18 protein-coding genes are annotated in these 25,456 nt (G+C 36.7%); 11 read left to right on the top strand and 7 right to left on the bottom strand.

The window, feature by feature from the left end:
- Positions 1-4 precede the first annotated feature (4 nt).
- Together pfkA and gpmI are read right to left on the bottom strand one after the other, a co-directional pair.
- Positions 5-982: a 6-phosphofructokinase gene (gene pfkA / locus ABMA72_RS07665; protein WP_392858016.1), complete on the bottom strand. Its 978-nt coding sequence runs from the start codon at positions 980-982 to the stop codon at positions 5-7.
- 38 nt (positions 983-1,020) lie between these two features.
- Entirely contained in the window at positions 1,021-2,544 is a 1,524-nt protein-coding gene (gene gpmI, locus ABMA72_RS07660) for a 2,3-bisphosphoglycerate-independent phosphoglycerate mutase (protein ID WP_393056694.1), read from the bottom strand.
- A 202-nt stretch (positions 2,545-2,746) separates the two neighbouring features.
- Here gpmI and ABMA72_RS07655 point away from each other — a divergent pair, with 202 nt between their 5' ends.
- The 4 genes from ABMA72_RS07655 to ABMA72_RS07640 all read left to right on the top strand — a co-directional run bounded on the left by ABMA72_RS07655 (position 2,747) and on the right by ABMA72_RS07640 (position 11,645).
- A complete protein-coding gene (locus ABMA72_RS07655) occupies positions 2,747-3,508 on the top strand; it encodes a hypothetical protein (protein WP_393056692.1) in 762 nt (253 codons plus the stop codon).
- Positions 3,509-3,676: 168 nt separating this feature from the next.
- Positions 3,677-5,401 carry an acyl-CoA dehydrogenase gene (locus ABMA72_RS07650; RefSeq protein ID WP_393056690.1) on the top strand — a complete coding sequence of 575 codons (1,725 nt, stop codon included), beginning with the start codon at positions 3,677-3,679 and terminating at the stop codon, positions 5,399-5,401.
- A 30-nt stretch (positions 5,402-5,431) separates the two neighbouring features.
- The gene (locus tag ABMA72_RS07645) at positions 5,432-6,244 is read left to right on the top strand and encodes a hypothetical protein (protein WP_392857635.1); all 813 of its coding nucleotides are present in this window, start codon (positions 5,432-5,434) and stop codon (positions 6,242-6,244) included.
- Positions 6,245-6,428: 184 nt separating this feature from the next.
- On the top strand, positions 6,429-11,645 hold the full coding sequence (locus ABMA72_RS07640; RefSeq protein ID WP_393056688.1) for a hypothetical protein: 5,217 nt from the start codon (positions 6,429-6,431) through the stop codon (positions 11,643-11,645).
- A 234-nt stretch (positions 11,646-11,879) separates the two neighbouring features.
- Here ABMA72_RS07640 and ABMA72_RS07635 read toward each other — a convergent pair whose 3' ends face one another.
- Complete coding sequence (locus tag ABMA72_RS07635; protein WP_393056686.1) at positions 11,880-13,115, bottom strand: class I SAM-dependent RNA methyltransferase; 1,236 nt, start codon at positions 13,113-13,115, stop codon at positions 11,880-11,882.
- A 185-nt stretch (positions 13,116-13,300) separates the two neighbouring features.
- Between ABMA72_RS07635 and ahcY the strand changes: the two genes are divergently transcribed.
- The 3 genes from ahcY to ABMA72_RS07620 are packed head-to-tail and all read left to right on the top strand — an operon-like array spanning position 13,301 to position 15,776.
- Positions 13,301-14,596: an adenosylhomocysteinase gene (ahcY, locus tag ABMA72_RS07630; RefSeq protein ID WP_392857631.1), complete on the top strand. Its 1,296-nt coding sequence runs from the start codon at positions 13,301-13,303 to the stop codon at positions 14,594-14,596.
- A gap of 54 nt (positions 14,597-14,650) precedes the next feature.
- A complete protein-coding gene (gene rpiB, locus ABMA72_RS07625; protein WP_392857629.1) occupies positions 14,651-15,091 on the top strand; it encodes a ribose 5-phosphate isomerase B in 441 nt (146 codons plus the stop codon).
- Between the two features lie 4 nt (positions 15,092-15,095).
- A complete protein-coding gene (locus tag ABMA72_RS07620; protein ID WP_392857626.1) occupies positions 15,096-15,776 on the top strand; it encodes a hypothetical protein in 681 nt (226 codons plus the stop codon).
- On the opposite strand, the gene ABMA72_RS07615 is transcribed toward ABMA72_RS07620, so the two are convergent.
- Together ABMA72_RS07615 and ABMA72_RS07610 are read right to left on the bottom strand one after the other, a co-directional pair.
- Positions 15,777-16,163 (bottom strand): thiol-disulfide oxidoreductase DCC family protein, encoded by a 387-nt coding sequence (locus tag ABMA72_RS07615; RefSeq protein ID WP_392857624.1) that lies wholly within the window; start codon positions 16,161-16,163, stop codon positions 15,777-15,779.
- An 18-nt stretch (positions 16,164-16,181) separates the two neighbouring features.
- On the bottom strand, positions 16,182-17,861 hold the full coding sequence (locus tag ABMA72_RS07610) for a hypothetical protein (protein ID WP_393056685.1): 1,680 nt from the start codon (positions 17,859-17,861) through the stop codon (positions 16,182-16,184).
- A 303-nt stretch (positions 17,862-18,164) separates the two neighbouring features.
- Here ABMA72_RS07610 and ABMA72_RS07605 point away from each other — a divergent pair, with 303 nt between their 5' ends.
- The 4 genes from ABMA72_RS07605 (at position 18,165) to ABMA72_RS07590 (ending at position 22,569) form a co-directional block, all read left to right on the top strand.
- Positions 18,165-18,737, top strand: coding sequence for a metal-dependent transcriptional regulator (locus ABMA72_RS07605; protein WP_392857620.1), 573 nt, complete (start codon positions 18,165-18,167; stop codon positions 18,735-18,737).
- A gap of 94 nt (positions 18,738-18,831) precedes the next feature.
- Entirely contained in the window at positions 18,832-19,287 is a 456-nt protein-coding gene (locus ABMA72_RS07600; protein ID WP_393056683.1) for a hypothetical protein, read from the top strand.
- Positions 19,287-20,504, top strand: a complete 1,218-nt coding sequence (locus tag ABMA72_RS07595; protein WP_392857616.1) for an Npt1/Npt2 family nucleotide transporter — start codon at positions 19,287-19,289, stop codon at positions 20,502-20,504. Before ABMA72_RS07600 ends, ABMA72_RS07595 begins: the two co-directional genes overlap by 1 nt.
- Positions 20,505-20,535: 31 nt before the next feature.
- Positions 20,536-22,569, top strand: coding sequence for a M3 family metallopeptidase (locus ABMA72_RS07590; RefSeq protein WP_393056681.1), 2,034 nt, complete (start codon positions 20,536-20,538; stop codon positions 22,567-22,569).
- 555 nt (positions 22,570-23,124) lie between these two features.
- Here ABMA72_RS07590 and ABMA72_RS07585 read toward each other — a convergent pair.
- Together ABMA72_RS07585 and ABMA72_RS07580 are read right to left on the bottom strand one after the other, a co-directional pair.
- The gene (locus tag ABMA72_RS07585; protein ID WP_393056679.1) at positions 23,125-24,186 is read right to left on the bottom strand and encodes a saccharopine dehydrogenase; all 1,062 of its coding nucleotides are present in this window, start codon (positions 24,184-24,186) and stop codon (positions 23,125-23,127) included.
- Between the two features lie 21 nt (positions 24,187-24,207).
- Positions 24,208-25,455: an MFS transporter gene (locus ABMA72_RS07580; RefSeq protein ID WP_392857610.1), complete on the bottom strand. Its 1,248-nt coding sequence runs from the start codon at positions 25,453-25,455 to the stop codon at positions 24,208-24,210.
- Between the last annotated feature and the right edge of the window lies 1 nt (position 25,456).

The following is a 25,456-nucleotide window of genomic DNA, read 5'->3' as shown; positions in this document are numbered from 1 at the left end:
CGTTTTATTTTGACAGGGTTCTTACCATGTCTACGTATTTTTCTTCCACTTCAAATTTCTTACCAAGACACTTCTCTAAGTCCTCGATAACAACTTGACCATTTTGTTCAGCAGTTACAATTGCAGTCTTTCCTTCAAGTAGCGATTTAACTGCAAGGTGTCCCATTTGAGTTGCAATAAAGCGGTCACGCCCCGTTGGGTTACCTCCACGCTGGATGTGCCCAAGGATACAAACACGAGAATCAATTTTATGATCTTCTAACAGTTTGTTGTGAACATAGTGTGAAAGACCTTCAGTCTCACCTTCGGCAGCGATAATGATTGAAGATCCTTTTCCACGTTTAAGTCCACGTTTAATATCTGCAGCAATTGTATCAACATCAACATTACTCTCATCTTGAATAGGGAAGATGATATTTTCAGCACCAGTACAAAGACCGACGTGTAGAGCAATGGCCGGTGACTTACGTCCCATTACTTCGACAATAAAAGTACGATCATGAGAGTGGGCCGTATCACGAATCTTATCCACTGCTTCGATTGCCGTTTGTACAGCTGTATCAAAACCGATGGAATAGTCTGTTCCTTCGATATCATTATCAATTGTTCCTGGGATTCCAACGACTGGAACACCATGTTCCTTGTGAAGCTCCCAAGCTCCATTAAATGATCCATTTCCACCGATAACAACTAGTGCATCAATATTCTTTCTTTTAAGAATGTGGGCAGCTTCTCTTCTAATTTCTGGTTGCATAAATTCAGGGCAACGAGAAGTTTGTAGAATTGTTCCACCTTTTTGCAGAATATTTCCCACACTTGCAGCATCCATCTTGTGTTGTGAGCCTTCAAGAAGACCTGCAAATCCACGACGAATTCCGTAAATTTCAATATCATTTGCAATACAAGTACGAACAACTGCCCTAATCGCACAGTTCATTCCTGGGCTGTCGCCCCCGCTGCAAAGGACAGCAATTGTTTTAATCGACTTTACATCTTTTTCAACTTCGCTCATAAATATTCCTATTCAAAAATATGATGGCCAGTAAAACTCGCTGGACGATCAATCCCCATAATATAAAGACACGTTGGAGAAACATCCATTAGTGAATGGTCTCCTGGTGCAATTGTAAAAGCTTTATCTTTTAATGCGCTATTAACAACACAAAATGGTACAGGTGCTCCTGTGTGTGCAGTATGTGGCGTTCCATCTTTATGTGTCATTTGATCACTATTACCGTGATCGGCTGTGATAACAATTGTGATATTTTCCGCAAGGCACTTCTCGACTAATTTCCCAACACATTCATCCAATGTTTCAATGGCCTTAACTGCCGCTTCATACTTTCCTGTGTGACCAACCATATCTGAGTTCGCAAAGTTTACAACACTAAAGTCAAAGTCACTTAATTTTGCAATTAATTGCTCTGTTACTTCTGGCGCACTCATTTGTGGCTTTTCATCATAAGTCGAAACTTCTTTAGGAGAAGGAATAAGAAAATGCTCCTCGTTTGGAAATGGTTTCTTTTCTCCACCATTAAAGAAGAATGTGACGTGTGCATACTTCTCTGTTTCAGCAATCTTTAATTGCTTCTTTCCTATGCTACTTAAGTATTCAGTCATTGTTCCCTGAAGTTTCTCTTTATCAAATAAAATTGGAAGCTCCATTTCATCAGGAATGAATGGTGTCATACAAAGAAACATGGCCGGAAAGAATGGCCTTTCAAATTCAGTAAACTCTGGATAGTTAAATGCCATTGTTAACTGAATGGCACGATCTGGTCTATAATTAGTAAAGAAGACGCAGTCTCCTTCTTTAATAGCATAGTTCTTACTAAAGAGAGCTGGTGCCACGAACTCATCTGTGCGGCCAGCTTCATATTCACTATTAAGGTAATCAAGAGGTGATAAGTCTGTTACATCACCATGGCCTAGGAACATGTCGTATGCTTTCTTGATTTTTTCCCAACGACGATCGCGGTCCATTCCAATTGAGCGCCCTTGCATTGAAGCAAAGTGTGATCCTTCAAAATCTACGATCTCTTTTAGATACATCTCTCCACATGCCGGTGGTGTATCTCGTCCATCCATAAAAGCATGTAAGAAAACTTCAATGCCTTCTTTCCTAAGGCACTTAATGATTTCTTTTGTATGTTCAATATGTGAGTGAATCCCACCATCAGATAAAAGTCCCATTAGGTGGATGCGATTGTTATTCTTCTTTGCAACTTCGATGAGTTCCTTTAGTTTAGGTAGTTCACCAAAAGTATGATTCTTAATTGACTCATTAATACGGACAAGGTCCTGGCGAATTGCTCGACCAGCTCCAAGATTCATATGGCCAACTTCGGAGTTACCAACAACTCCCTTTGGTAGGCCAACTAAAACCCCACCTGCTTGGATTGTTGTATATGGATAATCTTTAAACAGTCCGTCCAAAACTGGAGTTTTTGCATCTCGAATCGCGTTCTTTTCTGTGTTTTCACTGATTCCAAAGCCATCTAAGATGATTAGAAGGGCCTTTTCACTAATATTTTTGATCGACATAAATATTTTCCCGTTAAAAGCTTGTTCAGTCCTTATTCTAATACTACCCAAAGATTAGACAAAATACTCTATCGTGTTCACTTTTTAAACACCACGACTTTCTAAAGGACTGTAATCTCATCTTAAAACTTGGCACACAACTTGTATATATATAGGCAAATACTTTAAACACACACAAACACAGAGAATATTGGAGATTACTATGAAACTTAACCTTAAGAACACAATACTTTCAGTTATTGTTCTAGCTTCGCTTGTCAGCTGTGGATCTGATAGTGGAGGTGGCGCTGGAGGTAACCTCAACTATGGAAATTTCCCTGCAGGCTCAGCAAGTGAATATGTTGATACAGCAAGAGGTCTACCAAGTAGCCTTAGTAGTGCTGATGAACTATCTCAAGCAATTGTGAATAATAATTTTGCAAATAGAAGCACTGGCGATACTGAGTATCCAATTTATACAATCTCTAGTTTTGATAACTTATCTGGATCAAACAATTCTGGAGATTGTGACGACTTTGAAATATTTGGAATGAGTTTAGGAACTATCTGTACTTCATCATCATCTTCTTCTTCGTTGAATTATACTATAGGTGGTTATCGCGGATTATATAGAGATGGAAGACTTGCACGTAGTAATGATTCTTTAGATGGAGCATTTGGATCAACTATTTCTGAGTTGGCAAGCTTCTTAGCTAATAAAGTACAAGAGTCAGATGCAAATGGTACACTTTTTAAACGTTACGGAAATGGATATGCACCATATAAAGATGGAATGTGTAACGACTATAATTGGGTTAGAAACTACTATGGTGGATATATTCAGTTTTGTCAGCAAGTTGCTCAAACTTATTCAGTAGAGTGGATTGTGACAATTAATGGAAAAAGAATGCTTATCAATATGAATGCACCACTTGCGCAACAACCTGTTCTAAGAGCTACAAGCGTTGGAGTTTCTGCTTACTAATAAATAAAAAACGTATTTAAGTTTATACCTGACTAAAAAGCGCGGCAATGTCTGCGCTTTTTTATTAAATTTAACCTAATTTACTCCGGCTATTTTGTGTCTACACGTGCATGAAATCTGAACATCCATTATAATAGAAGTGTTTTAGTATTAAAAAAGGACTATTATATGGCAAAGTATCGTACAGATTTAATGGATGTGAATTTCAATCTATTTAAAGCGTGCAAAATTCAAGACGAAGCAAGCGAGCTTGGGTATGGTGAAGCTGATTTAAAAGATATCCTAACTCAATTTGATAAATTCGTTGAAAATGAAATTTATCCAACTCGTCAGATCAGTGATGAGATTGGCGTAAAGCACGTTGATGGAAAAGTTATTGTTCCAGAAGTTTTTCACCAAGCAAATAAGGCCTTCTATGAGAATGGTTGGTATGCACTTGGTTATCCTGAAGAGGTTGGTGGAATGCCAGCTCCTCACGCAATGAAAGTTGCATGTACTTCAATGGCAATTGGTTCAAATGTTGCGTGGTCGATGTACTACGGACTGTCTCAAGGTGCCATGAATGTAATTCTTAAGGTTGGCTCTCAAGAGCAAAAAGATCTTTTCGTTACCAAAATGATGACTGGAGAATGGGGAGGCACGATGTGTCTTACTGAGCCTGGTGCGGGATCTGATGTTGGAAATGCAAACACGACGGCAAAGCCTCTTGATAACGGAAAATATGCAATTAATGGTGTGAAGATCTTCATCTCTTCTGGGGAGAGTGATCTTTACGAAAATAATATTCACCTCGTTCTTGCTAGAACTCCAGGTGCACCAGAAGGAACAAAGGGACTTTCTCTATTTATCGTCCCACGCTTTAACGTTGAAACTGGTGAGTCAAATAATGTTAAGTGTACGAAGCTTGAGCACAAAATGGGAATCCATGCACAAGCAACTTGTGAGCTTACATTTGGGCAAGATGGTGAGTGTGTTGGTGAACTCATTGGGAAAGAGTTTGATGGAATGAAGAATATGTTCATCATGATGAATGAAGCAAGACTTCTTTGCGGACTTCAAGGTGAAGCACAGTCAAATCTTTGTTTTGAATTAACTGAGCAATATGCAAAAGAGCGCTCTCAATTTGGTACTGAGATTATTAATATGCCAGATGTTAAGAGAATGCTTCTTAAAATGAGATCAACTGGACGCGGGCTTAGGGCATTGTCTCTTTATACGGCAAATCTATTTGATAAGGCCGAAAAGGGTGATGAAGAAGCGGATAAAGAAATCGCTCTATTCACTCCAATCTGTAAAGGGTTCTGTACAGATGAGGGTGTGAATATCGCCAGCGATGGTGTTCAGGTTCACGGTGGTTATGGTTATTGTACAGAGTATGGAATTGAACAGTTTATGCGCGATACAAAAATTGCGACAATCTATGAAGGAACAAATGGAATTCAGGCCATCGACTTTGTCATGAGGAAAATCCTAATGGATAAGGGTGAAACATTCTTTAATGTTGGTAAGAAGATTCACGCAACAATGAATAGAGAAGAAGCGAAGGCTTATCCACACGAAGTTTCAATGATTGGAAAATCAATGGAAATGAGTGAAGAAGTTGTGAAGAAATTTGGTTCTTTCATGGCAGCAAAAAATCAGAGTGCGGTACTTGCACATGCAACTGATTTCTTAAGCTATTGTGGAAACCTTGTTGTTTCATGGTTACTTCTTGAACACGCTTGTATTGCTCAAAACGAGTTAAAGACAGCAACAAGTGAAGAAGAGAAGAAATATTATCAGTCTAAAATCGATGATTTTAAAGTTTTCTGTCAGTACCAATTAACTAGAAATATTGGACTCGCACATAGTGTTTTAAACTTCGAGGAAGATTTAACTTCGATTAATGTTTAATTAAAGATTAAGCACAAGGGTATGTGAGAGATGGAAATAATGGAAAAAGGTGTCGACCTATTTAATGAGGCGACTCGTGGTAGTACAGACTACTACAAAGACAATGTTTATATTATGAAGAAAAAAGGAGAGTATGCTCCTTTAAGCTTCATGAAGAAGAAAGTTGAAGGCTTTGATGAGGAAGGCTTACTGAGCCGTGGTTTTATCTATGACTCCTTAGAGCTTGTAGGTGATAAAGAATTTTTAGAATGGTATGAAAAGCAATTCTCTCGCAAGATGAAGAGAACTCATGCTAAGCAAGTTCTAATTATTCACTTACCAGATAATAAAAGAATTTTTGATGCCATTGAAACAGTTAATAAGGTTTATGACATCCTTCGTGATGAACGTATTATCTTCAATGGTAAGAAGCTCCCTGTGCAGTTAGGTGAGTGGTACGCAAAGTGTATCTTCGGACTAATGCAGAAGAAGTCGACTTCTCAACGTGGCTTTGATTTCTACGTTGGTGAAAAAAGAATTGAGGTTGTCGTTCACTGGGGTGATCAAACTTCACCAAAAGGTGTGAAGGTTAGAAAGTCACTTTGTGATCTCTCTGCAAGTGTAATTATCATTTATCTTGCACGTAATTTTATGATTAGAGATATTTGTCTCTTGGACTCAGATTACGTTCTTAGAAAGTTTGCAGGAAAAGGACATACCTTATTCTTAAAAGATTCTGATATTGGAACATACTTCTTTTCTAAGTCGACAAAGCATAAGGATAAAGTCGTAAATAAGAATGCTCTTCTTAAATACGCCCTTCCTAAGCTTGCGATGAATCTAACTGAATTTTTAGAAAGCTAAGATCTAATTAATAAGTGAAATGGGCCTATTATAGGCCCACTTTTCTACTTTAACCTATTGAAATTACATCTGTTTATGTTTTTGACATCATTGTAAGATGTTCAACTTTGGCCATGGTCGTTTTTTATTGAGTTATTATTTATCTAAGAGATAAATAGCTAATAATACAACGGAATTAAGGCCAATGTTTAAGATCCTGACTTTAATATTAATGATTACTTTTAATAGTTACGGATTTGTATCTACTGAAAACTCTAATGAAAATCAAATGCAACTCTTTGACCAGGCTTCATCAACGGGTGATGCCATTGTTGGTTTTCAAATTCCAATTCAAAAAAGAACTGAGTACATAAGACAAAATATTGGATTTAATTATAATTCAAGGTTTCAAAATAACCTTGGTTATGGAGTTGGGTTTACGATTGATTTGCCATATTTAGAAAAGAAGCAGGGTAGAGAAGGATACACACACATTCTTCATGATAAAGGACAAACGTCATATTTTAATAGTAGTGATGGAAGTGAATTATTTCACAATACTTTTGCAAAGCTTGAATCTCATTCAGGTGTTTTAAATTATAGAAATTTAAAGGGGAACAAACTTACATATCCAAATGGTGATATTAAGTTATTTGATGTGAATACAGGAAAGCTCATTTATGAAAGATCATTCTATGTAGGACACGAAATATACTATAAATGGGATCAATCACTTTTACTTGAAATTACATACAATACTGTCAAAATAAATTTTAACTACGAGGATTGCGAACTATTTAGCAGCCAAAAATATCGAAGCATTCCATTTGTATATGCTGGTGTCTTAAGTCAAAGTCGCAAGTGTCTTAAGACGGTTGCTTACGATGTGGATGAAAGTCAGAGAAATTTTATTAGTGGTCGCCAAGACATAAAAAAAGCTATTAATTTTCGTTATGACCAAGGTTATTTGATAAGTGCTGGCTGGGATCGATTCGTTGTTAATAAGCATTTTTACGATAATGTTTTTTTCACAGGAACATACGAATCATTTTCTAGTGATGATGTGTATAATAGATATTCTTGTGTCACAGATAAACAGGTGTATGACGAATCAGAGCTTCTTGATGGGAAGTATGAATACAAAAGAGTAACAGGAAATGATATCCTAGCGATTGTTCCAGGACGAAAGGCAAAGGTTTATACACGAAAAGAGCTGTTTAGGCTTCTTAATGTAAAGTCTATTGATGAGTACACTAAAGGTGAAATAAATCACGGAATTATTCTTCCTGTGCAACATAATGACGATGGAATCACAGACTTTATAACTATTGAAACAAAGGATGCTTGGCGTACTAGTATATATGTTAGCTTAGGGATATTTGGAAAGAATGGTTATGAGGTAGGAGATAAGAAGTTATTATTTGAGGATTATGACTACTTTGATATTGGACAAGTGAAGTATCAGTACCCAGGAGATAGACGTTTAGTTGAAGATGCAAGTCTTATTCCTGTTAATATTAACAGTGACGGTTATACTGATTACTTGCTTTGTAATTCACAAAGGAAAGGTGAAGTTTTCTTATCATACTTTAGCAATAGTGAAGTTCAGTACACAAGAAGAGAGATCGGTTTTATATGCTCAAGAGGAACAATTGTTACCGATGTAAATCGTGATGGCGTTAGTGATCTTGTTACAGATAATAAATTCTATGTTGGGAATGGCGGAAATGCTGAATCTTTTTATAGCTATTCAGATCTAAACTATAAGTTAAAACTTGAAGATTATTTCAAGTTAAGAGAAAAGAATCAACTTGATAATATTAATGAGTTTGTATCTGTTAATTATAGTCAAATCTCTGGAGAGGTAGGCTTTCGTCGTCAAGAGGTATTGAGAAGACTCCAAAATGATTTAAATAAATTCAAAAAAGAGTTTAGAAATAATAATATTAGATTTGGAGAACATGGGATTCCTTATGCTGCCGGACATGGAGCAACTGTAGCTTACGACATTGACGGAGATGGGGTTTTTGAAATCTATAATGGTCATGGTGGATATAAGAAATGTAATTATGTTCCAACTTTAAAGCTGTTAAAAAATTACAAGTTACGAAATAAGGCTAATTGGAGCTTAGACTATACTAGTAAAAATGGTAGATTTACACTTTCAAAGATGAAGAATGTTGATTCAAAACTAGAATTTTTATTCTCATATGAAGGTCAACTTTCGAGTAAGTTTAGAAAGAGATTTGAATCATTTCGTTCTGTGAAAACAAAAGTTTCAAATGGAAATAAGAGTAAATTCTTTTTTAAAGAGTTTGCTCAAATCGATATTGGCCCAAAATTTGAAACTTATAATGCTTACTCTTCTCAGTGCCTAAAACAGCCTTGTGATGGTATTTCCAGTTTTGAAGGAAGTTATAATACAGTAAATAAAGTGTCGATTTCATTTAATAATAAGCCTTACTTCTACAATGAATTATCCATTTTAGGTCGCTCAAGTAAGGAAGGTAAAACTTACGAGAAGGTTGAGACTAAGCTTGAAAATTTAGAATTAAAAGATTGGGGTATTCGTAAGTATAAGAAAGTTATAAAACAAATAAGAAACGAAGACATAAAAGAATTTACGTTATCTCAATTATTTAATTCTATAAATGGAAAAGTATATTTAGTAGAGTCGATTGAAGCCGATCCTTTAAGGCTAGCAACACCACAAATTTGTACGAATTACTCAATTAGAAGAAATAACTTAGAGATGATCACTAAGAAGGTTAGTCTTTGTGATGACAAAGTATTACTGAATGAAGTAACTAAGAGGAACTCTCTAGGGGAAGTTGAGTCGGTATTTGATGGTACTATTAAAGTTGAAACGAAAAAATCAGTTGAAAGTGGGTTATTAAAATATACGACTATTACAACGGATCGAAATAAGCAGCCTGTAGATAAAATTGAGGATCTATATAATAACTACGGTGATCGCTATATTACTCGTTCATATGACCTTGGGTGTGGTTTAGATTGTTTATATGAAATGGAGAGATTCTCGTATAATGACTTTAGTGAGTTAGCTGACTCTATGACTGATGATAAAACTACTTACTACTACCAAAAGCAACATGGACAATTATTCTCTAGACAGCAAACACTTATCTACAGTGATGATGCACAAGAAAGTTCTCATTTATTTATTGGTACCAATCGTCAAAAAAACTATCTTGATAGTCTGATAACTAAGAAGTCTAAAGTCGTAACTGACCTATATGGCAATGAGACTCAAAGCTACGACTTTTATCATGAAAACTTAGTGTTAAATGGGATTTTCGAATTTGATGAATTCGGAGAGAAGAAGAAGTTCTATTTTGATGGCTACAATTTAGAAACGAAAAAGAGACAAGTCTTTCCTTTAAGGGAGTACACAAATGACTCTCTTGGCAGAGTTTTAAATATTGAGAATGTTGAACGTAATGAGAATGAAGTTTTCAACTATGTTGAAAATAGGTCGATAAAAAAACTTCCTTCTGCAAAAGAATTTGAAGTATCGACAGGTTTAAAGAATGAAGAATATAAATTAAAGCACGACAACGGTACTTTTCAGAGATCATATTTAATAAATGGCCTTGTTTCCTCTTATGATAAATTTACATATGGTTATGATATATTCGATAAACCATCTCTCGCTTACTATGATGGTGCTTTAATCTATGAAGCAAATAGAACTAAGTATGAAACAAAACATAATAACTTCATTGAAAAAATAGACCATGAAATGAGAATTTACGAGTTTAATGGTGCTAATAATAATGTTGAATATACATATGATGCTGTCGGAAATCTCACTTCATTCCAAGCGGGAGCTGAATTCTCAGTAAAATCTCAGTTTAAGCATAATTTTAAACTAAGAAGTGAAATTTCAAATAATGAACAAAATTTCAAAATGTCTTTTAAGTATGATGCTCTCGGAAATAACCGTTTCTTTGTTATGGATAATAGTAAATCTTATCAGTCTTGTTTCTCTGAGAGACGGCTGTCACGTATCGTTTCACCTATTTCATGGAGTAATCAAGAATATAGTATTTGTAAGGATCAGTATGCAAAGAAAGACACTTATTTAACCTTTGTCGATGGAATTAAGTATGACGGTCGTGCAAAGATGACTGAATTAATGATTGATGATCGTAAAACTTTATTGAAGTGGAGCTATGGTCCAGAATTTAGAATTGAAAAAATCGAAAATAATTTCTTTTATGAGACTTACTCTTATAATGAGGACAATCTTATCGTTTCTCGTATAACAAAGTTTTCTGACGGATCAAGTAAATCAGAAAAGTATAATTATGATGGTGCTAACAAGCTAATTACTTCCCTAAAGCCTTCAATTCAAAGAGATGAGTTAGGACGTATTAAAGAATATAACAACTTAAAAATTAAATTTAATAAAAACTCACCTGTTTCTATAGATGAAAAGAGTATTTCTTATAGCCGTTATGGCGATATTTTAGGTGTTGGGAATGAGTATTATTACGAAAAGGATACACATCTTATTGGCGATGCTCTAGTTCGCTATATCTACAATGATGGTAGATTAATTGGTGCATTTGTTGTTAAAGAAACAGGTCATCGTCGAAGACCTTACAAAGAAGAGTATTTTCATATCCTAACTGACTGGAGACATAGTGTAAGAGCAATTATGAATGACAGAGGTGAGATGCTGTCTTATTTTGATTACTCAGCCTATGGGGACTTAACAGAAACAGTTGTTAAAAAGTCAGAAAATGCTCAATATATTCGCTATCGCTTTGCTGGTATGGTTATGCCAAGAGGAGCAAAAAATTATTATGTATCTGACTCTAGAATTTATTTAAGTGAATTAGGTGAGTGGGCCAACTTGGATTATATGAGCATCCTTTCCCCTAAGACGTTTTCTGGGATTAATCTAGACGACGGAAATGGGGTTCGATACTCGAATGGTGATCCTGTTAACTTCATTGATCCAACAGGCTTTAATGCTATAGAAGCATCAAGACCCGTTGATATACCTATTATTGGAAATCTTACTGCTCATCGTGTTTTATTTGTTGGTCAACCAGGCAGTGATACATTAACTAAGATTGACTTAGTTCCGAAAACTACAGGGGAAGTTCTTTTATCTGCTATTGGTGCTCCTGTGAGAGGTGAAATACGTATAAAAGAAGTATCCAGAAATTCATTAAAGGGTTACTCTATTGATAAAACTCATGTTGGTAATAAGGCATTTGATAAAGCGATACTTGATAAAGCAAGCGAGCTTCAAGGCAACTTTGATAACTTTGATCGAATGTATCATGTTCTTGGTGCTTTTTCGGAGACTGGTTTCCAAAATTGCATTGGTGTAAGAAGGGAATTAGTAGATCAAGCTGTGGATAGAGAAAATGTTAAAAGTCATTAATACAGTAATTATTTTTATTCTAACGACTGTAATCGTTACGAATTTGCTTTTTAGCCTCTTTAGTTCGAAACATATAATTATTCTCTATTCGATAAGTGTATTGATATCGACAGTATTTTCTACTTACCTCTTCAGAAAAAACAATAGAGCTGTTTTAAGTAGGAAAACTCTTATTGGAGGAGTTTTAATACTCTTCCTTCTATATGTTGGATATCAATATTCTAAAGTATTAACTTAAATTAACTCATACTTAAGTAAGCGACACTCGATATCACCATTTAGAAACTCAGTTTTCTTACTTGTTTTCAAACGAATATTCTTTCTAAGTGGCCCATGAGCCGTAAGAATGAATGCAGTTGAACCCTTGAAGTTATTCTTAAGAGTTTCACCCATCTCAAAGTAGAAGTCATTAATCTCTAGTCCACCAATGGCCTGAATACGTTCTCCGTATGGAGGGTTAAATAGCATCATACCTCTTTCAAAGCCTGCTGGCGCTTGAGAGCCAATGAAGTTTTCACAACCAAAGTTTACGAAGTCAACACGGCCAAAGCAGTTGAGAAGGTGAGTTCTCATTAGCTTGAAGTTTTCAACATCGGCATCATTACAATAGAACTTATCACTTGGAATTGAATCAATTCTTTCCTGAGAGTCCTTCATAATTTCGTGAACTTTATCAAAGTACCAATCAACTAGGTTTGAATCGTGAAACCATGGTTGCCCAGTAAATGAATATGGCGTTGTATTTTGCTTAAGCCTTAAGAAGGCCGGCGATAATTTTAAGTAGTAGAAGATTGCTTCAATAAGAATCGTTCCAGAACCCGCCATTGGGTCGTAGAAAGGCCCTTGGCAATCCCATTTTGTTTCAGCGACAAGGGAAGCGGCTAAGTTTTCTCTTAGAGGTGCGCGGTGACCACTTTCACGGTACCCACGTTTATCAAGAGAAGTTCCAACCATGTCAGCATAGATGATAACTTTGCAACCTTCTTTAACTTTTTCAACACGTTGAAGAAAGCTCACATTTGGTTCATTAGTCTCAACATTTGGACGCTTATTAAATTTCTCTCTCATATAATCAACAAGAGAGTCTTTTAGAGTTTGAGATAAGAAAATTGAACTTCTGAAAAGCTCCTTACTTTCTCCATCTAAAAGAGTATTGATTTTAAAAGTTTGCTCTGGAGTAATATAATCTTCCCAAGGAAGCTCACTTGCTCTCTTGTAGATTTGTTTTTCGTTGCGGATATAGAAGAAGCCAACTTCCTTAAAAACACGAGAAGCAATTCTAGCATTGAAAATATATTCAATAGTTGCCTTGTTGCGGGCCTTAAATGCAGCTCCACCACGGCCGGCCTTGGCCTCGATTCCGTTGGCACGTAGCTCATTTACTAGGTATTGTTCACAACCTCTCGGGCATGAGGCAAAATAAAAACTTTTGTCATTAATGACTTTGTTCGACTTCTTATAATTTTCCATAGGCGAGATTTATGCTTTATTTAGGTATGTGTCAAAGAAAAAGCCTTAAGTTGGTAAAAATTCGTTCATTTTCCTCAATAAAATAGGCTAAATTCCTCTGTATAGGCTTCAAACTTGACGGATATACTGTTATAGTTTCGGACATAAAATATATTAAGATTTATTCATACATAAAGTGAGGAAACATGAGCTTTACAGATTACAAAGTAGCAGACATCTCTCTAGCTGACTGGGGAAGAAAAGAAATTAAAATCGCTGAAACTGAAATGCCGGGACTAATGTCTCTAAGAAAAGAGTTTGGAGCGTCAAAGCCACTTAAAGGTGCAAAGATCGCTGGTTGTCTTCACATGACTATTCAAACAGCTGTACTTATCGAAACTCTTGTTGAGCTAGGTGCTGAAGTAAGATGGTCTTCATGTAATATTTATTCAACTCAAGATCAAGCTGCTGCGGCTATCGCTGCTGCTGGAATTCCTGTTTTTGCTTGGAAAGGTATGAACGAAGAGGAATTTGACTGGTGTATCGAGCAAACTCTTAAGTGGGCAGATGGATCAGCACTTAATATGATCCTTGATGATGGTGGTGACCTTACAAATATGGTTCACGACAAGTATCCTGAGTTAATCGAAGGAATCAAAGGTCTTTCTGAAGAAACAACTACAGGTGTTCACAGACTATATGAAAGAGTTAAGGCCGGAACTCTTAAGATGCCAGCAATCAATATCAATGACTCTGTAACAAAGTCTAAATTTGATAACCTTTACGGATGTAGAGAGTCTCTTGTTGACGGTATCAAGCGTGCAACTGACGTTATGATCGCAGGTAAGACTTGTGTTGTTGTTGGTTACGGTGATGTTGGTAAAGGTTCAGCTCAATCTTTCAAAGGTCTTGGAGCTAGAGTTATCGTTACTGAAATCGATCCAATTTGTGCTCTTCAAGCAGCAATGGAAGGTTTCGAAGTAATGAAAATGGATAAAGCAGCTCTTGAAGGTGATATCTTCGTTACAACAACTGGTAACTACCACGTAATCAATGCATCTCACCTTGATAATATGAGAGATGGTGCAATCGTTTGTAACATTGGTCACTTTGATAATGAAATCGATATTAAGCACCTTCACAATAACTTTGAAGAAGATAATATCAAGCCACAAGTTGATCTATACACAGGAAAAGATGGTAAGAGAATCATCCTTCTTGCTCAAGGTCGTCTAGTAAACCTTGGTTGTGCAACTGGGCACCCTTCATTTGTTATGTCGAACTCATTCTGTAACCAAGTAATTGCTCAAATGGAACTTTGGGATAATGCTGGTAAGTATGAGAACAAAGTTTATATGCTACCTAAGCACCTTGATGAAAAAGTTGCTCGTCTTCACCTTGAGAGAATCAATGTTGAAATCGATACTCTTTCTCCTCAACAAGCTGAATACATCAGCGTACCAGTTGAAGGTCCATTCAAGCCAGAACACTACCGTTATTAATTTAACAAATACTCAAGCCTCCTTCGGGAGGCTTTTTACTTTTAGGTCCAAATAATGAGTAAGAAAATTTTCCTAGCAACAGATCACGGTGCTTTCGAACAAAAAGAAGCAGTTAAGAAATTCTTAATTGAAGAAGGTTATGAAGTAGAGGATCTTGGGACGCATTCGACAGATTCATGTCACTACCCTGAGTATGCAATCGCTTTAGCAAAGGCCGTGCAAAAAGAGGGGAAAGGTATCCTTCTTTGTGGGTCGGGAATTGGAGTATGCATGGTTGCCAATAAGTTTAAAGGAATTAGAGCAGCTCTTTGTCATAGCGTCGATCTAGCAAGGCTTTCTCGTGAGCACAACAACGCAAATGTAATTTGCTTTGGTGGCCGTATTTCAACTAGTGAAGAAGTTTTGGCCATGACTAAGGTATGGCTATCGACTGAGTTTGAAGGCGGCAGACATCAGACTCGCATTGACATGTTCACTGACCTCGGTGAAAATTAATCTTATGTTTAAAGTTAAATGGACTGAATATATCTCATTCTTTGTTATCTTAGTTATTGGTATCTATAGCCTATATATATCAAGAACTGATTTAGCTTATTTTGATAAAGTACTTAGCGCACAAAATGGACTACTCGAATGGTTTACTTTTGTTGGCCTATGTCTCATTTCATTTGGTTATTTTTACAGACGCAGAGTTCTCGCAAAATTTAGAGATTCAAAATTTCTTCTTATGCTCGTTATTCAAGGTGTGTTCTATGTTATCTGTGCCTTGGAAGAGGTGAGTTGGGGACAACGTATCTTTGATTGGAATTCCCCTGAAATGTTTAGGGATATCAATAGTGTTCTTCTCGAAACAAATTTTCAAAATTGGTTAATTGCTCGTGGAGTTTCTCATGAGTCTTGGAACCTCTTTCTAAGAGTTATTCTATTTATTTATCTTTTTGCTGTTCCTATTTCATATCTTAAAGTTGAAAAGGCAAAGCAATTCATTGATAAATTTGCACTGCCTGTTCCAAAGGCAACTCATATTATAAGTTTCATGATTCTTCTTGTGATTACACTTTTTATTCCTAGTGATAATAAAGTGCAATTTGCTGAGTTTTGTTTGACTTGGGTTTTAACGGCCCTAACACTAGAGCCATTTAACCGCAGTATGTTTTCTCGTCGAAGTCTTGTTCGCTAGTTAAGCGTGCTTTATACAGCTTGGACATTTTCTTTTTAGCATTCTTCTGTAAGCACTAGTTGTCTTGTGAAAGTAGCTTGTGGCCTTTTGGCCCATATTACTTTCAATTAGCCAGCTAAACTTATTTACAAGTGGGTATAGCTTAGCAAGGTGAGTGATCACTTCGTCACCCTTTAAAACTTTCTTATCACTTGTGATGTAGTGAACAACTTCTTGGCATTCTTCTTTATTTAGTTCGGGATAAGCTTGATAGAGCTTTTCATCGTTAACACTTACAAAGTTAACAGACTTGGCCTCTTCTAAGCGTGCTAGAGAATCCTTGAATCTGACACATAGTGGACATTCATCATCGAAAATGAGAATTGGTAATTTGTAATTTTCTTCCATGAAAACAACCTTTTATTTTTATTGTGCTCCTAATTTCTTAGTCGCTGAGTAACGATATCTTCTTGATATGATCTCAAAAATATTACTAGATTTATCTTTTGTAATTCCTGCATTTCTTTGTGCTCTTTGTGAGAAGTCTAAAATTTCTGCACTAGCATTTGCATTATCTTTCTTTTTCTTCTTTAGTAGGTGAGCGTATGGATTTACGGCCTTTTTCTTTTTCTTCTTTTTATTGTCTAAACCGCTACCACCTCTAAAGTAGAGTCCATTATTTTTTGGTTTATAAGAAGCAGTGTACTTAGCAGACTTCCCTCTAAGGCCTGAAGCACGAGATTTAAGTTTTGCTTCAGCTGACTTACTTTCATTCGTCTCAGGAGTTGCAGAAATCGCATTTGCAACGGCACCGTCAAATCCAAGTTGTCTTAAGCCTTCTGCGATTTTTGCATCTTTCTTCTTATAACTATCTGGTAGATTGATTTTGTTAAGCCCTTCTTTTAGTTTATCGTTGGCCATCGCAAAAATCTTTCCTGACGTCGATTTGAAGCTATTTGAGCTATCTCCTGGAGTCGATATACCGTTTGTCATTTTATAGAAGTCATCTAGACTTGTTCCAAGTCCACCCGGAATATACATTCCTCCAATCTTTGATGAGATTCTTGAATCGAGACATGAATTTGTTTGGCGACAAGTACAGTTAAGGTCTTCTTTCACATTATTGTCGACACAAGTAACTTGCCAGTTATTATTCTGAGCAGTTCTTTGTCTAATTTGCGGATAACAATACTTAACATCATTCATTGTTTCAGGCTGGCTACAATAGCAATCACGATCTGAAACAGGATTACATTTACCTTTACCACTTAATTTATTGGCAACGTTATTTAACTTGTCAGCAGCATCACCATGCATCTTGTGTTCCCACATATAGTAGCTCGTCATAAGAGTTGAAGCACCTAGCTTTACCCAGTTACTCCAGCCACTTGTGAATCCACCTTGTGTGGCCATCGAGGCAATATAACAAACAGTCGTCGCTCCCCATCCTTTCCTCTGGATATCAACAGACTTTTGACGATCACGATGTGAACGTGCTTGCTTATAAAGCGCCTGGCTTTGAGCATTTTCAACATCTGGTTCAGTAGCAAGCGCAAACTCATCACTCTTTTGCTGAGTCACACGTGCAATAACCTCGGCCCCCATCGGAATATACTGGCAATAATCAGTACCTTCTTTCTCGCTTGCTTTGTCATGTTCTGATTGCGCTTCCTTTAGATCTTCAGGTGTAGCACTAGAGTCGGCCATGGCCTCGGCCTTACCTTCTTGGTTAAAACTAATCCCCTTATCACTGTACTTGGCAGCAACATCTTTCTTAGTCACAACATCGATTTGATTGAATTTACCACCGCCTCCAGCTTGAGACATGGCCGGCATAATAATAGAGTAGGCTTGTCCTACGGCCTTAAACATTGAAGGTGACATTCCCATGAATTTCTCACCGTCAGTTGCATCGCCACCCTTTCTTATACTTTCACACTCTTGAGAAGTCCCACATTCCTCGGCCCACTTTTCATCAGCTTCTCTTTGCTGATAACCGGCGTGCGTATAATTCTCCATTGTATGCTTATCTCTGTCCGTAATATTTCCAGACTCAACATCGGCTTCCGAAGGAGCTTCGTAGTTGCTATTTTGTCCATAAGACAATATTGAACTCGTTACTAAAAATAACGTCAAGAGAGTGGTGAATATTTTTGATTTTGGCCTCAACATTAGCTAACCCCAATTATTTAGATTCTCTTTGATTTTAACACGCTGTGGTGCTACTCGGGAGGTCTGTAATATATGCCTCATTAAAAACCATGTAAATTCAGTGGGTTATGCGAGTGGTTGCTTTAGAAATCTGAAAAAACGATGCACATAATTTGGGGCATCTTCTAGGGGCCATTAGTTGCCAAAAATACCTGAAATTGCTAGATTAAAGGCATAACCTAATTTGTGAGAAATATCATGGCAAATACATCAACAAAAGCTAATACTAATGACAAAAAACCGCGTGAAGCTGAGTTATCTCACTCAATGGTTCACTATCTTTTAGCAATTCATAAGCTAAAAGAAGACAAGGGTTATGCTCGAGTTACAGATATTGCCAAAGACTTAGGTTTAACTAAGGGATCAGTTTCAACGGCCCTTAATAATCTTAAAAAACGTAATCTAGTTAAAGAGGAAGATGATACAAAATTTCTTCTCTTAACTGATGACGGTCACGATGAAGTTCACAAGACTTTAACTTCTCGTACTCTTCTTTATTACTTCCTAAAAGACTTTGTTGGTGTTTCAGAAACAGTCGCTGAAAAAGACTCTTGTATGATTGAGCACCTTTTAAGTGAGGAAACTAGTACGAAATTCTTTGAATTCATGAAGACACTTTCTTGCTCATGTGACGATCTTGCAAAAAGTGGTAAACTTCCTAAAGGTTTTAATTTTCAGACAACTTTAAGTCTTTGTGACTACAAGTCCGCTGAAGAATTTATGGAAGGTCAAAAGGGTGATACGTACTTACAGGAAGAGAAAGACGCTTAAATTCTTATTTCTTTTAATTCTGGGCATATCACTATCAACTGCATCAGCAACTGAGTATTGTTTTAATCGTAAACGGCCAATTCATACCATTCGTATGGATCTGTTGAAATACGTTATTGATGGTGAAAAAATCAAAATTGATTCTCATAAGAATTGCTTAAACTTAGAAGTTAAATCATATCGCCAAGAATTATTTCGAAAATTAGTAAATAAATACTTTCCAAATGAGTTAGAGAAAGGCTCTGTGTCTCATTTCACTCAAGAGATGTGTAAATTCAAAATGAAAGAAGTGACAAAGCTTAATGATAAGGTCAACGAGCAGCTCTCGGACATTATTAGTTCTCAAGGCAATAGTTTTGAAATGGACTTCGGCGGTGAAGTCTATCATGCAATTTGTAAGAAGAAGGGGAGTATTTATCTTCTCGATTTAAGAAGTAAGAAGAATAAGGACCAATTAACGACTTTAACTTTTAGTTTAGGAAAATGGGTCGACTTAACTTCACTGACTAAGCTTGAAAATAAAGAATACTCTCTTATGGTGATTGAATAATGAAAAATATTATTACGGCCGTTAAGGAGATCAATGCTGGTCTTTTTGGGCTATCTCAAAATGAGAGAAGAAATATTCTCTTAGTTACATTTACACTCTTTCTAGCATTCTTCTCATACCCAATGATTCGTTCGAGCTCAACTGCTCTCTTTATTCAGAATTTTGGCGCTAAGAGTACACCGTGGATTTGGTTATCTTCGGTAATGTTTCTTGGTCTCAGCGTTAGTATCATCAATGAACTACAAAAGTACTTCTCCATTGCGATAATCTTTAATGGGATTGTGGCAATATCGCTGGCCCTTATGGGAGGCGCTCTAATTGCACTTGGAAATGGAGTTGCTTACGGAAGCGCTGTCTTTGCCGTTTGGAAGGAAGTTTATATTATTTTAGTCGTCCATTTATCATTGGGGTATCTTAACTCTGTGATTGACTTTAGAGTCGCAAAACTCGTCTATGGTCCACTAGGGGCCTTGGGTTCTCTTGGAGGAATCTTTGGAGGACTCCTTACGACAAAGCTAATGAAGGGGATGGGAGTATTCTATGCTGCTTCTTGTGGCCTACTCATTCTAGCTCTAGTTATTATTATTTTTAGTTTTACCCAAAAGCAATTCTTAGCACTCAAAGAAAAGTCTCCAATCTCTTCACTCGCAGATAAGAAGCTTTATGTCTTCTTTATTTGTGGACTAATTATTCTTTCCCAAGTGGTAATTAACTTGGCAAATTATAAATTTAATCTAGGACTTGAAGTATTTAAAGATGCTAATGAGAAGGGTGCCTATCTTGGCAATATTTATTCATCGATTAATGCCATTTCACTAATTGTTCAAATTGTTATTATTCCAATTGCATTTAAATATTTTAAAGTTTCATCAGTCCATATCTTTATTCCATTTGTTTTCTTTATCCTGATTATTTTGGATCGCATGGAATACTTGGGATTACTCGGAACAGCAATTTTATTTGTAGGCTTTAAAGGTTTAGATTATTCGATCTTTTCGGCAGCTAAGGAGATGCTATATTTCCCTTTGAGCAAAGAACAAAAGTACGGGGCCAAGTATATCGTGGATATGGTTGTCTACCGTGCGTCAAAAATGGGTATTTCAGCTCTACTATTAGTGTTTACAAGTTTGGCTTTTACTCAAAATATGCTAATAATATCAGTGTTACTCTGGCTAGTTCTAGCGGCCTTTATGGCCATTAAATTTCGCTCGGAGTAATGTCTTTAATAAGATTCATTTAGGAGTTTATATGTCTAATCCATTATTAGAAAAATTCACAAATCCACATGGTGCAAGACCATTTGATACAATCAAAAACGAGCATTACATGCCAGCAATTCGCGAAGCAATTAAGATGCACAAAGAAGAAATCGAAGCAATTAAAAACTTTGATGGTGAACTTACATTTGCAAATATCATTGAGCCATATGCAAACTCAGGAAGTGCAATTGAAGATATTTCAATGATCTTCTTTAACCTAAAGTCAGCAAACACAAATGATGAGATGAATGAAATCGCAAAAGAATTCTCTCCATTATTAACTGCTCATGGTAACGACGTTAACCTTGATGCTGATCTTTTTGCAAAAGTTAAAGTTGTTTTCGATAACAAAGAAAATGAAGACTTAAATGCTGAGCAGATGACTCTTCTTACAAAGATCTATAAAGGATTCGTAAGAAATGGTGCTCTTCTAAGTGAAGAAGATAAGAACAAAGTAAGAAAGATTGATGAAGAACTTTCAAAACTAGGTCTAGAGTTTTCTGACAACCTTTTAAAAGAGACTAATAAATTTGAAATGGTTCTAGATAACAAAGAAGATCTTGCAGGACTTCCAGAAGGACTTATTGAAGCTGCTGCAATGACAGCAACTGAAAAGGGTCACGAAGGTAAGTGGGTTTTCACTCTAGATTACCCAAGCTTTGGGCCATTCATTACTTATGCTCAAAATCGTGAATTACGTAAGAAGATGACAATCGCTTCTGGGACTAAGTGTGCTAAAGGTGATGAACTTGATAATCAAGAAAACGTAAAAAGAATTGCTCAGCTTCGTTTTGAAAGAGCTGGTATTCTTGGATACAAGAGCCACGCTGATTATATCTTAGAAGAACGTATGGCCATGAGTGCACAAAATGTTTTTGATCTTCTAAATAACTTAAAAGAAAAAGCAATGCCTGCAGCAATTGAGCATATGGATGAAGTTAAAGCCTATGCTAAAGAGCAAGACGGAGTGGAAGACTTCTCTTCATGGGACTATATGTACTACTATGAGAAGTTAAAGAAAGAAAGATATAGCATTGATGATGAAATGCTAAAACCATACTTTAAGTTAGAAAATGTTCTTAATGGTGTTTTTGAAGTTGCAACTAAGCTTTATGGACTAAACTTTAAAGAAGTATCTAATGTTCCAAAGTATCACCAAGATGTAATGACTTATGAAATTACTGATCGTGATGGAAATTTCATTTCACTATTCTACGGTGATTACTTCCCACGTGCATCTAAGCGTGGTGGAGCATGGATGACAGCATTTAGAGAACAATATGTTCTTAACGGTGAAGATATCCGTCCTCACATTGCAAATGTTTGTAACTTTACAAAGCCAACAACAACGAAGCCATCACTTCTTACTTTCAATGAAGTGACAACGTTATTCCACGAATTTGGTCACGCGCTTCACGGTATCCTAACTAAGTGTCAGTACCGTATGCTGTCTGGTCCAAATGTATTCTGGGACTTTGTTGAGCTTCCATCACAAATTATGGAAAACTGGGCATTTGAAAAAGAATGCTTAGACTTATTTGCTAAGCACTATGAAACTGGAGAGTTAATTCCAGCTGAATTAGTACAAAAGCTAAAAGATAGTTCAAACTTTGGAGAGGGTCGTCACACTATTCGTCAACTAAGCCTAGGTCTACTTGATATGGCATGGCACTCAGGTGATCCATCAAATATTACAAATGTAGAAGAATTTGAAAATCTTGCAACTCAAGATGTTCAACTACTTCCTAAAGTTGCTGGAACAATGGTTTCAACTTCATTTGGTCACATCTTCGCAGGTGGATATTCTGCTGGTTACTACTCGTACAAATGGGCCGAAGTTCTAGATGCAGATGCATTTGAGTTATTTCTAGAAGAAGGGATCTTTAATACAACAATTGCAGATCGTTTCAGAGAAAATATCCTTGAAAAAGGTGGTTCAGAACATCCAATGGATCTTTACAAGAAGTTCCGTGGACGTGAGCCAGAGGTTGATGCACTACTTAGACGTGGTGGTCTTATTTAAGCAACCGCGAAATTGACTGGCCAAAGCCAGTCTATTGTTCGCGGTGCTAGCTCCCCAGTCTTTAGCTAAAAAATTATTTCAACAAGCCGACGTTTATGTCGGCTTTGTTGTCTCAGGAGCAATGGGAAAGTTTTCGATTGTGGCAAATAACCGAAAGCCGCGCTTACGGCTAGCTTCCTTAAATCACATTCATCTCAGCTTCAAAACTGCCCGCTGGGCACTTTTGCCGCAGGATGTCTCTCTGGAGCCAAGGATGGGAAAGCCATCGCAAAGAAGAAGCGACACTTTAGCTTTGCTAAAGTTAGCAATAGAGCTTACTTATTAGCAGACTTCTTCGTCTCAAAGATTTCTTTAGCATGTGACCATGTAAAAACAGCTGCAGCATCTTAGCGAAGCTAAGATATGATGCAGTGTTAGCTCCCCATTCTTTAGCTTAAAAATTATAATTATTTAAACAAATCGACGTTTATGTCGATTTTGTTTCCTCTGGAGCAATGGGAAAGCCATCGCAAAGAAGAAGCGATACTTTAGCTTTGCTAAAGTTAGCAATAGAGCTTACTTATTAGCAGATTTTTTCGTCTCAAAGATTTCTTTAGCATGTGACCATGTAAAGTAATCCTTCGCATTCTTAAGCTCAAGTAGATGAGGAATCAACTGATTCGAGTAATCAATCGAGCTCTCTTTCGGCAGCGCTGAAGGAAGATTATCAATCGCAATAATATTACATTCATGATCAATCGAGCTTTCTACTTTATGAAGAGGTTTATCCCAAGTTGTATGAACATCGTAAACCGGGATAGGGTTGAGGTCACTATTAGGATCACAACTAACATCACAGATATATGATAGTTTTTGATTCTTCTCCATAAGTGATTTATCTAGAAATGGAGGAATCTTCGTTGTCATGAGAACTGTATTAATAAAAATGTCGGCCTTAAGAATTTCATTAAATGGGCCACCAACTTTCGTTTCTTGAACGTCCCAGTTAATTGATTCAAGCTCTAGGTCTGTAAGAAGTTCTCGTGCCCCACTTCCACAACGTCCAAGGGCACCAATAATAAAAGTCGAAGGGTTTTGTTTTCCGTTTCTTTTCTCATTGATAATCTTAAGCCACTCATCTTTAGAAGAGTAATGCCTCAGGGTAGCTGGGGAATTTGAGAAGAAGTTCTCGATACTAAGTGCAGCCCCAACATAGCCTGCCCAGTAACCAAAAGCGGCAACACGTCTTTTATCTTCGTTTAGTAGAAATTCGAGATCGAATAGGGTTCCTTCACCTTTTCGATAGCGATCAAAGACTTTTTGAGATCCGTTTTGGCCCTTGTAAATATGGGCAAAGTAAATATGATTGTGTTTTAGTGGAAATTCATCCGTTTCTTTTAGTTCTTTTAAGCCTAGAATAAAAATATCGTCACCAACTGGTGCTTCAGTAACCCAAGCATGGCTTTCTTTTATTTCACAGCCAATATTTTCATATTCTTCGATTGGAAAAATTCGATCATTTGATTTTTCGACGACTACTTTATAGCCTGCATCGATTAACTTTTTTGCATTTTCTGGTGTTAGAGGAGTTCTTTTTTCAAATGCCTTATCTTCATCTCTTAACCATACTGTTGTCATATTTAATAACCTTGTCTTTAATTAGATTTTATCCTGTATTGATGTATCCCTATCGACGGTTTCATTGTTTAAGTTAAATAATGCTTTCATATCTGAAAATAACATTCTCGGGAAAATAAGTGCACAGAATGCAATACAGACGACAATAAGGATCTCTTCTGTAGCATATTGATTTCCAATAAATGTAAGGATAATCCCACCTAATATATTTGGGACAACGAAGCCAAGATCTAGTAGGGCAAATATCCTCGCTAGGTACTTTGTTTCGACTTTAAGGGAAACATAATTTAGTTGATTTGTAATACGAACGAATACAACAAATCCCCAAACAAAGAAAATCATTAATGTTGCAGTATAAGAAGCCGTGTATAGCCATATTGCCATGAGAACAGGTTCTAAATAGAGTGTCGTAATAATTAATTTTCCAACAGGTTTATCTTTGAAAATTGTAGAACTGGCCCAACCACCAAATAGGCCACCAAGGCCAAAGAGCGCTAAGGCTATCCCGTAATCTTGCTTTGTGGCCCCGAGGGTCTCAGTAAGATATGGAAGAATCAGGGGAAACATAAACCCAAGTACTAAACCTTCAATGATGACATTTGAAATGACGGCAAAGAGCTCTTTTTGTGTTCGGGCATATTTAATACCGTTCTTTATTTCAGATAAGAAGCTCTCACTGTTCCCCTCTTGTTTTGGCGGGTTATAGGTTAAGCTCATAATAAAGTAGATTCCAACAATGTAAGTTAGAAAATCGAGGGCGACGACTTCCTTAATACCACCAAACGCCGTAAACATTGTTGCACCAAGAAATGGCCCAATCATGTGTAGAACAGCAAATGCCGAGCCAAATAGTGCATTGGCACGATTCATATCTTTTTGGGGAACAATGTCATTTACCATTGCCTGTCTAGTGGGGTTGTACATCCCTGTAAAAAGGGCGATTAGGCCGTCACATAGAATGACCACTTCAGGAGTTTTAGCAAAGATAATTGTGAAAATAATTGGGATACGAATATAGTTCGTAAACAGAAGGACATTCTTGCGATTATATTTCTCGCCGATGACCCCACCAATTAAGTTTCCGATTGTTAGAAAGAAGAGGAATACTGCACGTGCGGCACCAAGATAGCTCTTATTATGATTTGATAACTCAAATACTAAGAGCATTAGCGCTGTTTCTGAAACAAATGAGCCAAGCTCAGATGTCAGACCTGCAATATAGAGCCTTCTAAAATTTTGATAACGTAAAACCTTAGGAAGCTTGAACATA

The organism is Halobacteriovorax sp. CON-3, assembly GCF_043196995.1.
GTDB lineage: Bacteria > Bdellovibrionota > Bacteriovoracia > Bacteriovoracales > Bacteriovoracaceae > Halobacteriovorax_A.
Note: the sequence above shows the minus strand (reverse complement) of the source record. Positions and strands in the feature narration are given on the sequence as shown.

What these genes read in the sequence shown, in the direction of transcription:
- gpmI (WP_393056694.1), bottom strand. Translation starts at nt 2,544, where the DNA reads ATGTCGATCAAAAATATTAGTGAAAAGGCCCTTCTAATCATCTTAGAT.
- ABMA72_RS07655 (WP_393056692.1), top strand. Translation starts at nt 2,747, where the DNA reads ATGAAACTTAACCTTAAGAACACAATACTTTCAGTTATTGTTCTAGCT.
- ABMA72_RS07650 (WP_393056690.1), top strand. Translation starts at nt 3,677, where the DNA reads ATGGCAAAGTATCGTACAGATTTAATGGATGTGAATTTCAATCTATTT.
- ABMA72_RS07645 (WP_392857635.1), top strand. Translation starts at nt 5,432, where the DNA reads ATGGAAATAATGGAAAAAGGTGTCGACCTATTTAATGAGGCGACTCGT.
- ABMA72_RS07640 (WP_393056688.1), top strand. Translation starts at nt 6,429, where the DNA reads ATGTTTAAGATCCTGACTTTAATATTAATGATTACTTTTAATAGTTAC.
- ABMA72_RS07635 (WP_393056686.1), bottom strand. Translation starts at nt 13,115, where the DNA reads ATGGAAAATTATAAGAAGTCGAACAAAGTCATTAATGACAAAAGTTTT.
- ahcY (WP_392857631.1), top strand. Translation starts at nt 13,301, where the DNA reads ATGAGCTTTACAGATTACAAAGTAGCAGACATCTCTCTAGCTGACTGG.
- rpiB (WP_392857629.1), top strand. Translation starts at nt 14,651, where the DNA reads ATGAGTAAGAAAATTTTCCTAGCAACAGATCACGGTGCTTTCGAACAA.
- ABMA72_RS07620 (WP_392857626.1), top strand. Translation starts at nt 15,096, where the DNA reads ATGTTTAAAGTTAAATGGACTGAATATATCTCATTCTTTGTTATCTTA.
- ABMA72_RS07615 (WP_392857624.1), bottom strand. Translation starts at nt 16,163, where the DNA reads ATGGAAGAAAATTACAAATTACCAATTCTCATTTTCGATGATGAATGT.
- ABMA72_RS07605 (WP_392857620.1), top strand. Translation starts at nt 18,165, where the DNA reads ATGGCAAATACATCAACAAAAGCTAATACTAATGACAAAAAACCGCGT.
- ABMA72_RS07600 (WP_393056683.1), top strand. Translation starts at nt 18,832, where the DNA reads ATGGATCTGTTGAAATACGTTATTGATGGTGAAAAAATCAAAATTGAT.
- ABMA72_RS07595 (WP_392857616.1), top strand. Translation starts at nt 19,287, where the DNA reads ATGAAAAATATTATTACGGCCGTTAAGGAGATCAATGCTGGTCTTTTT.
- ABMA72_RS07590 (WP_393056681.1), top strand. Translation starts at nt 20,536, where the DNA reads ATGTCTAATCCATTATTAGAAAAATTCACAAATCCACATGGTGCAAGA.
- ABMA72_RS07585 (WP_393056679.1), bottom strand. Translation starts at nt 24,186, where the DNA reads ATGACAACAGTATGGTTAAGAGATGAAGATAAGGCATTTGAAAAAAGA.
- ABMA72_RS07580 (WP_392857610.1), bottom strand. Translation starts at nt 25,455, where the DNA reads ATGTTCAAGCTTCCTAAGGTTTTACGTTATCAAAATTTTAGAAGGCTC.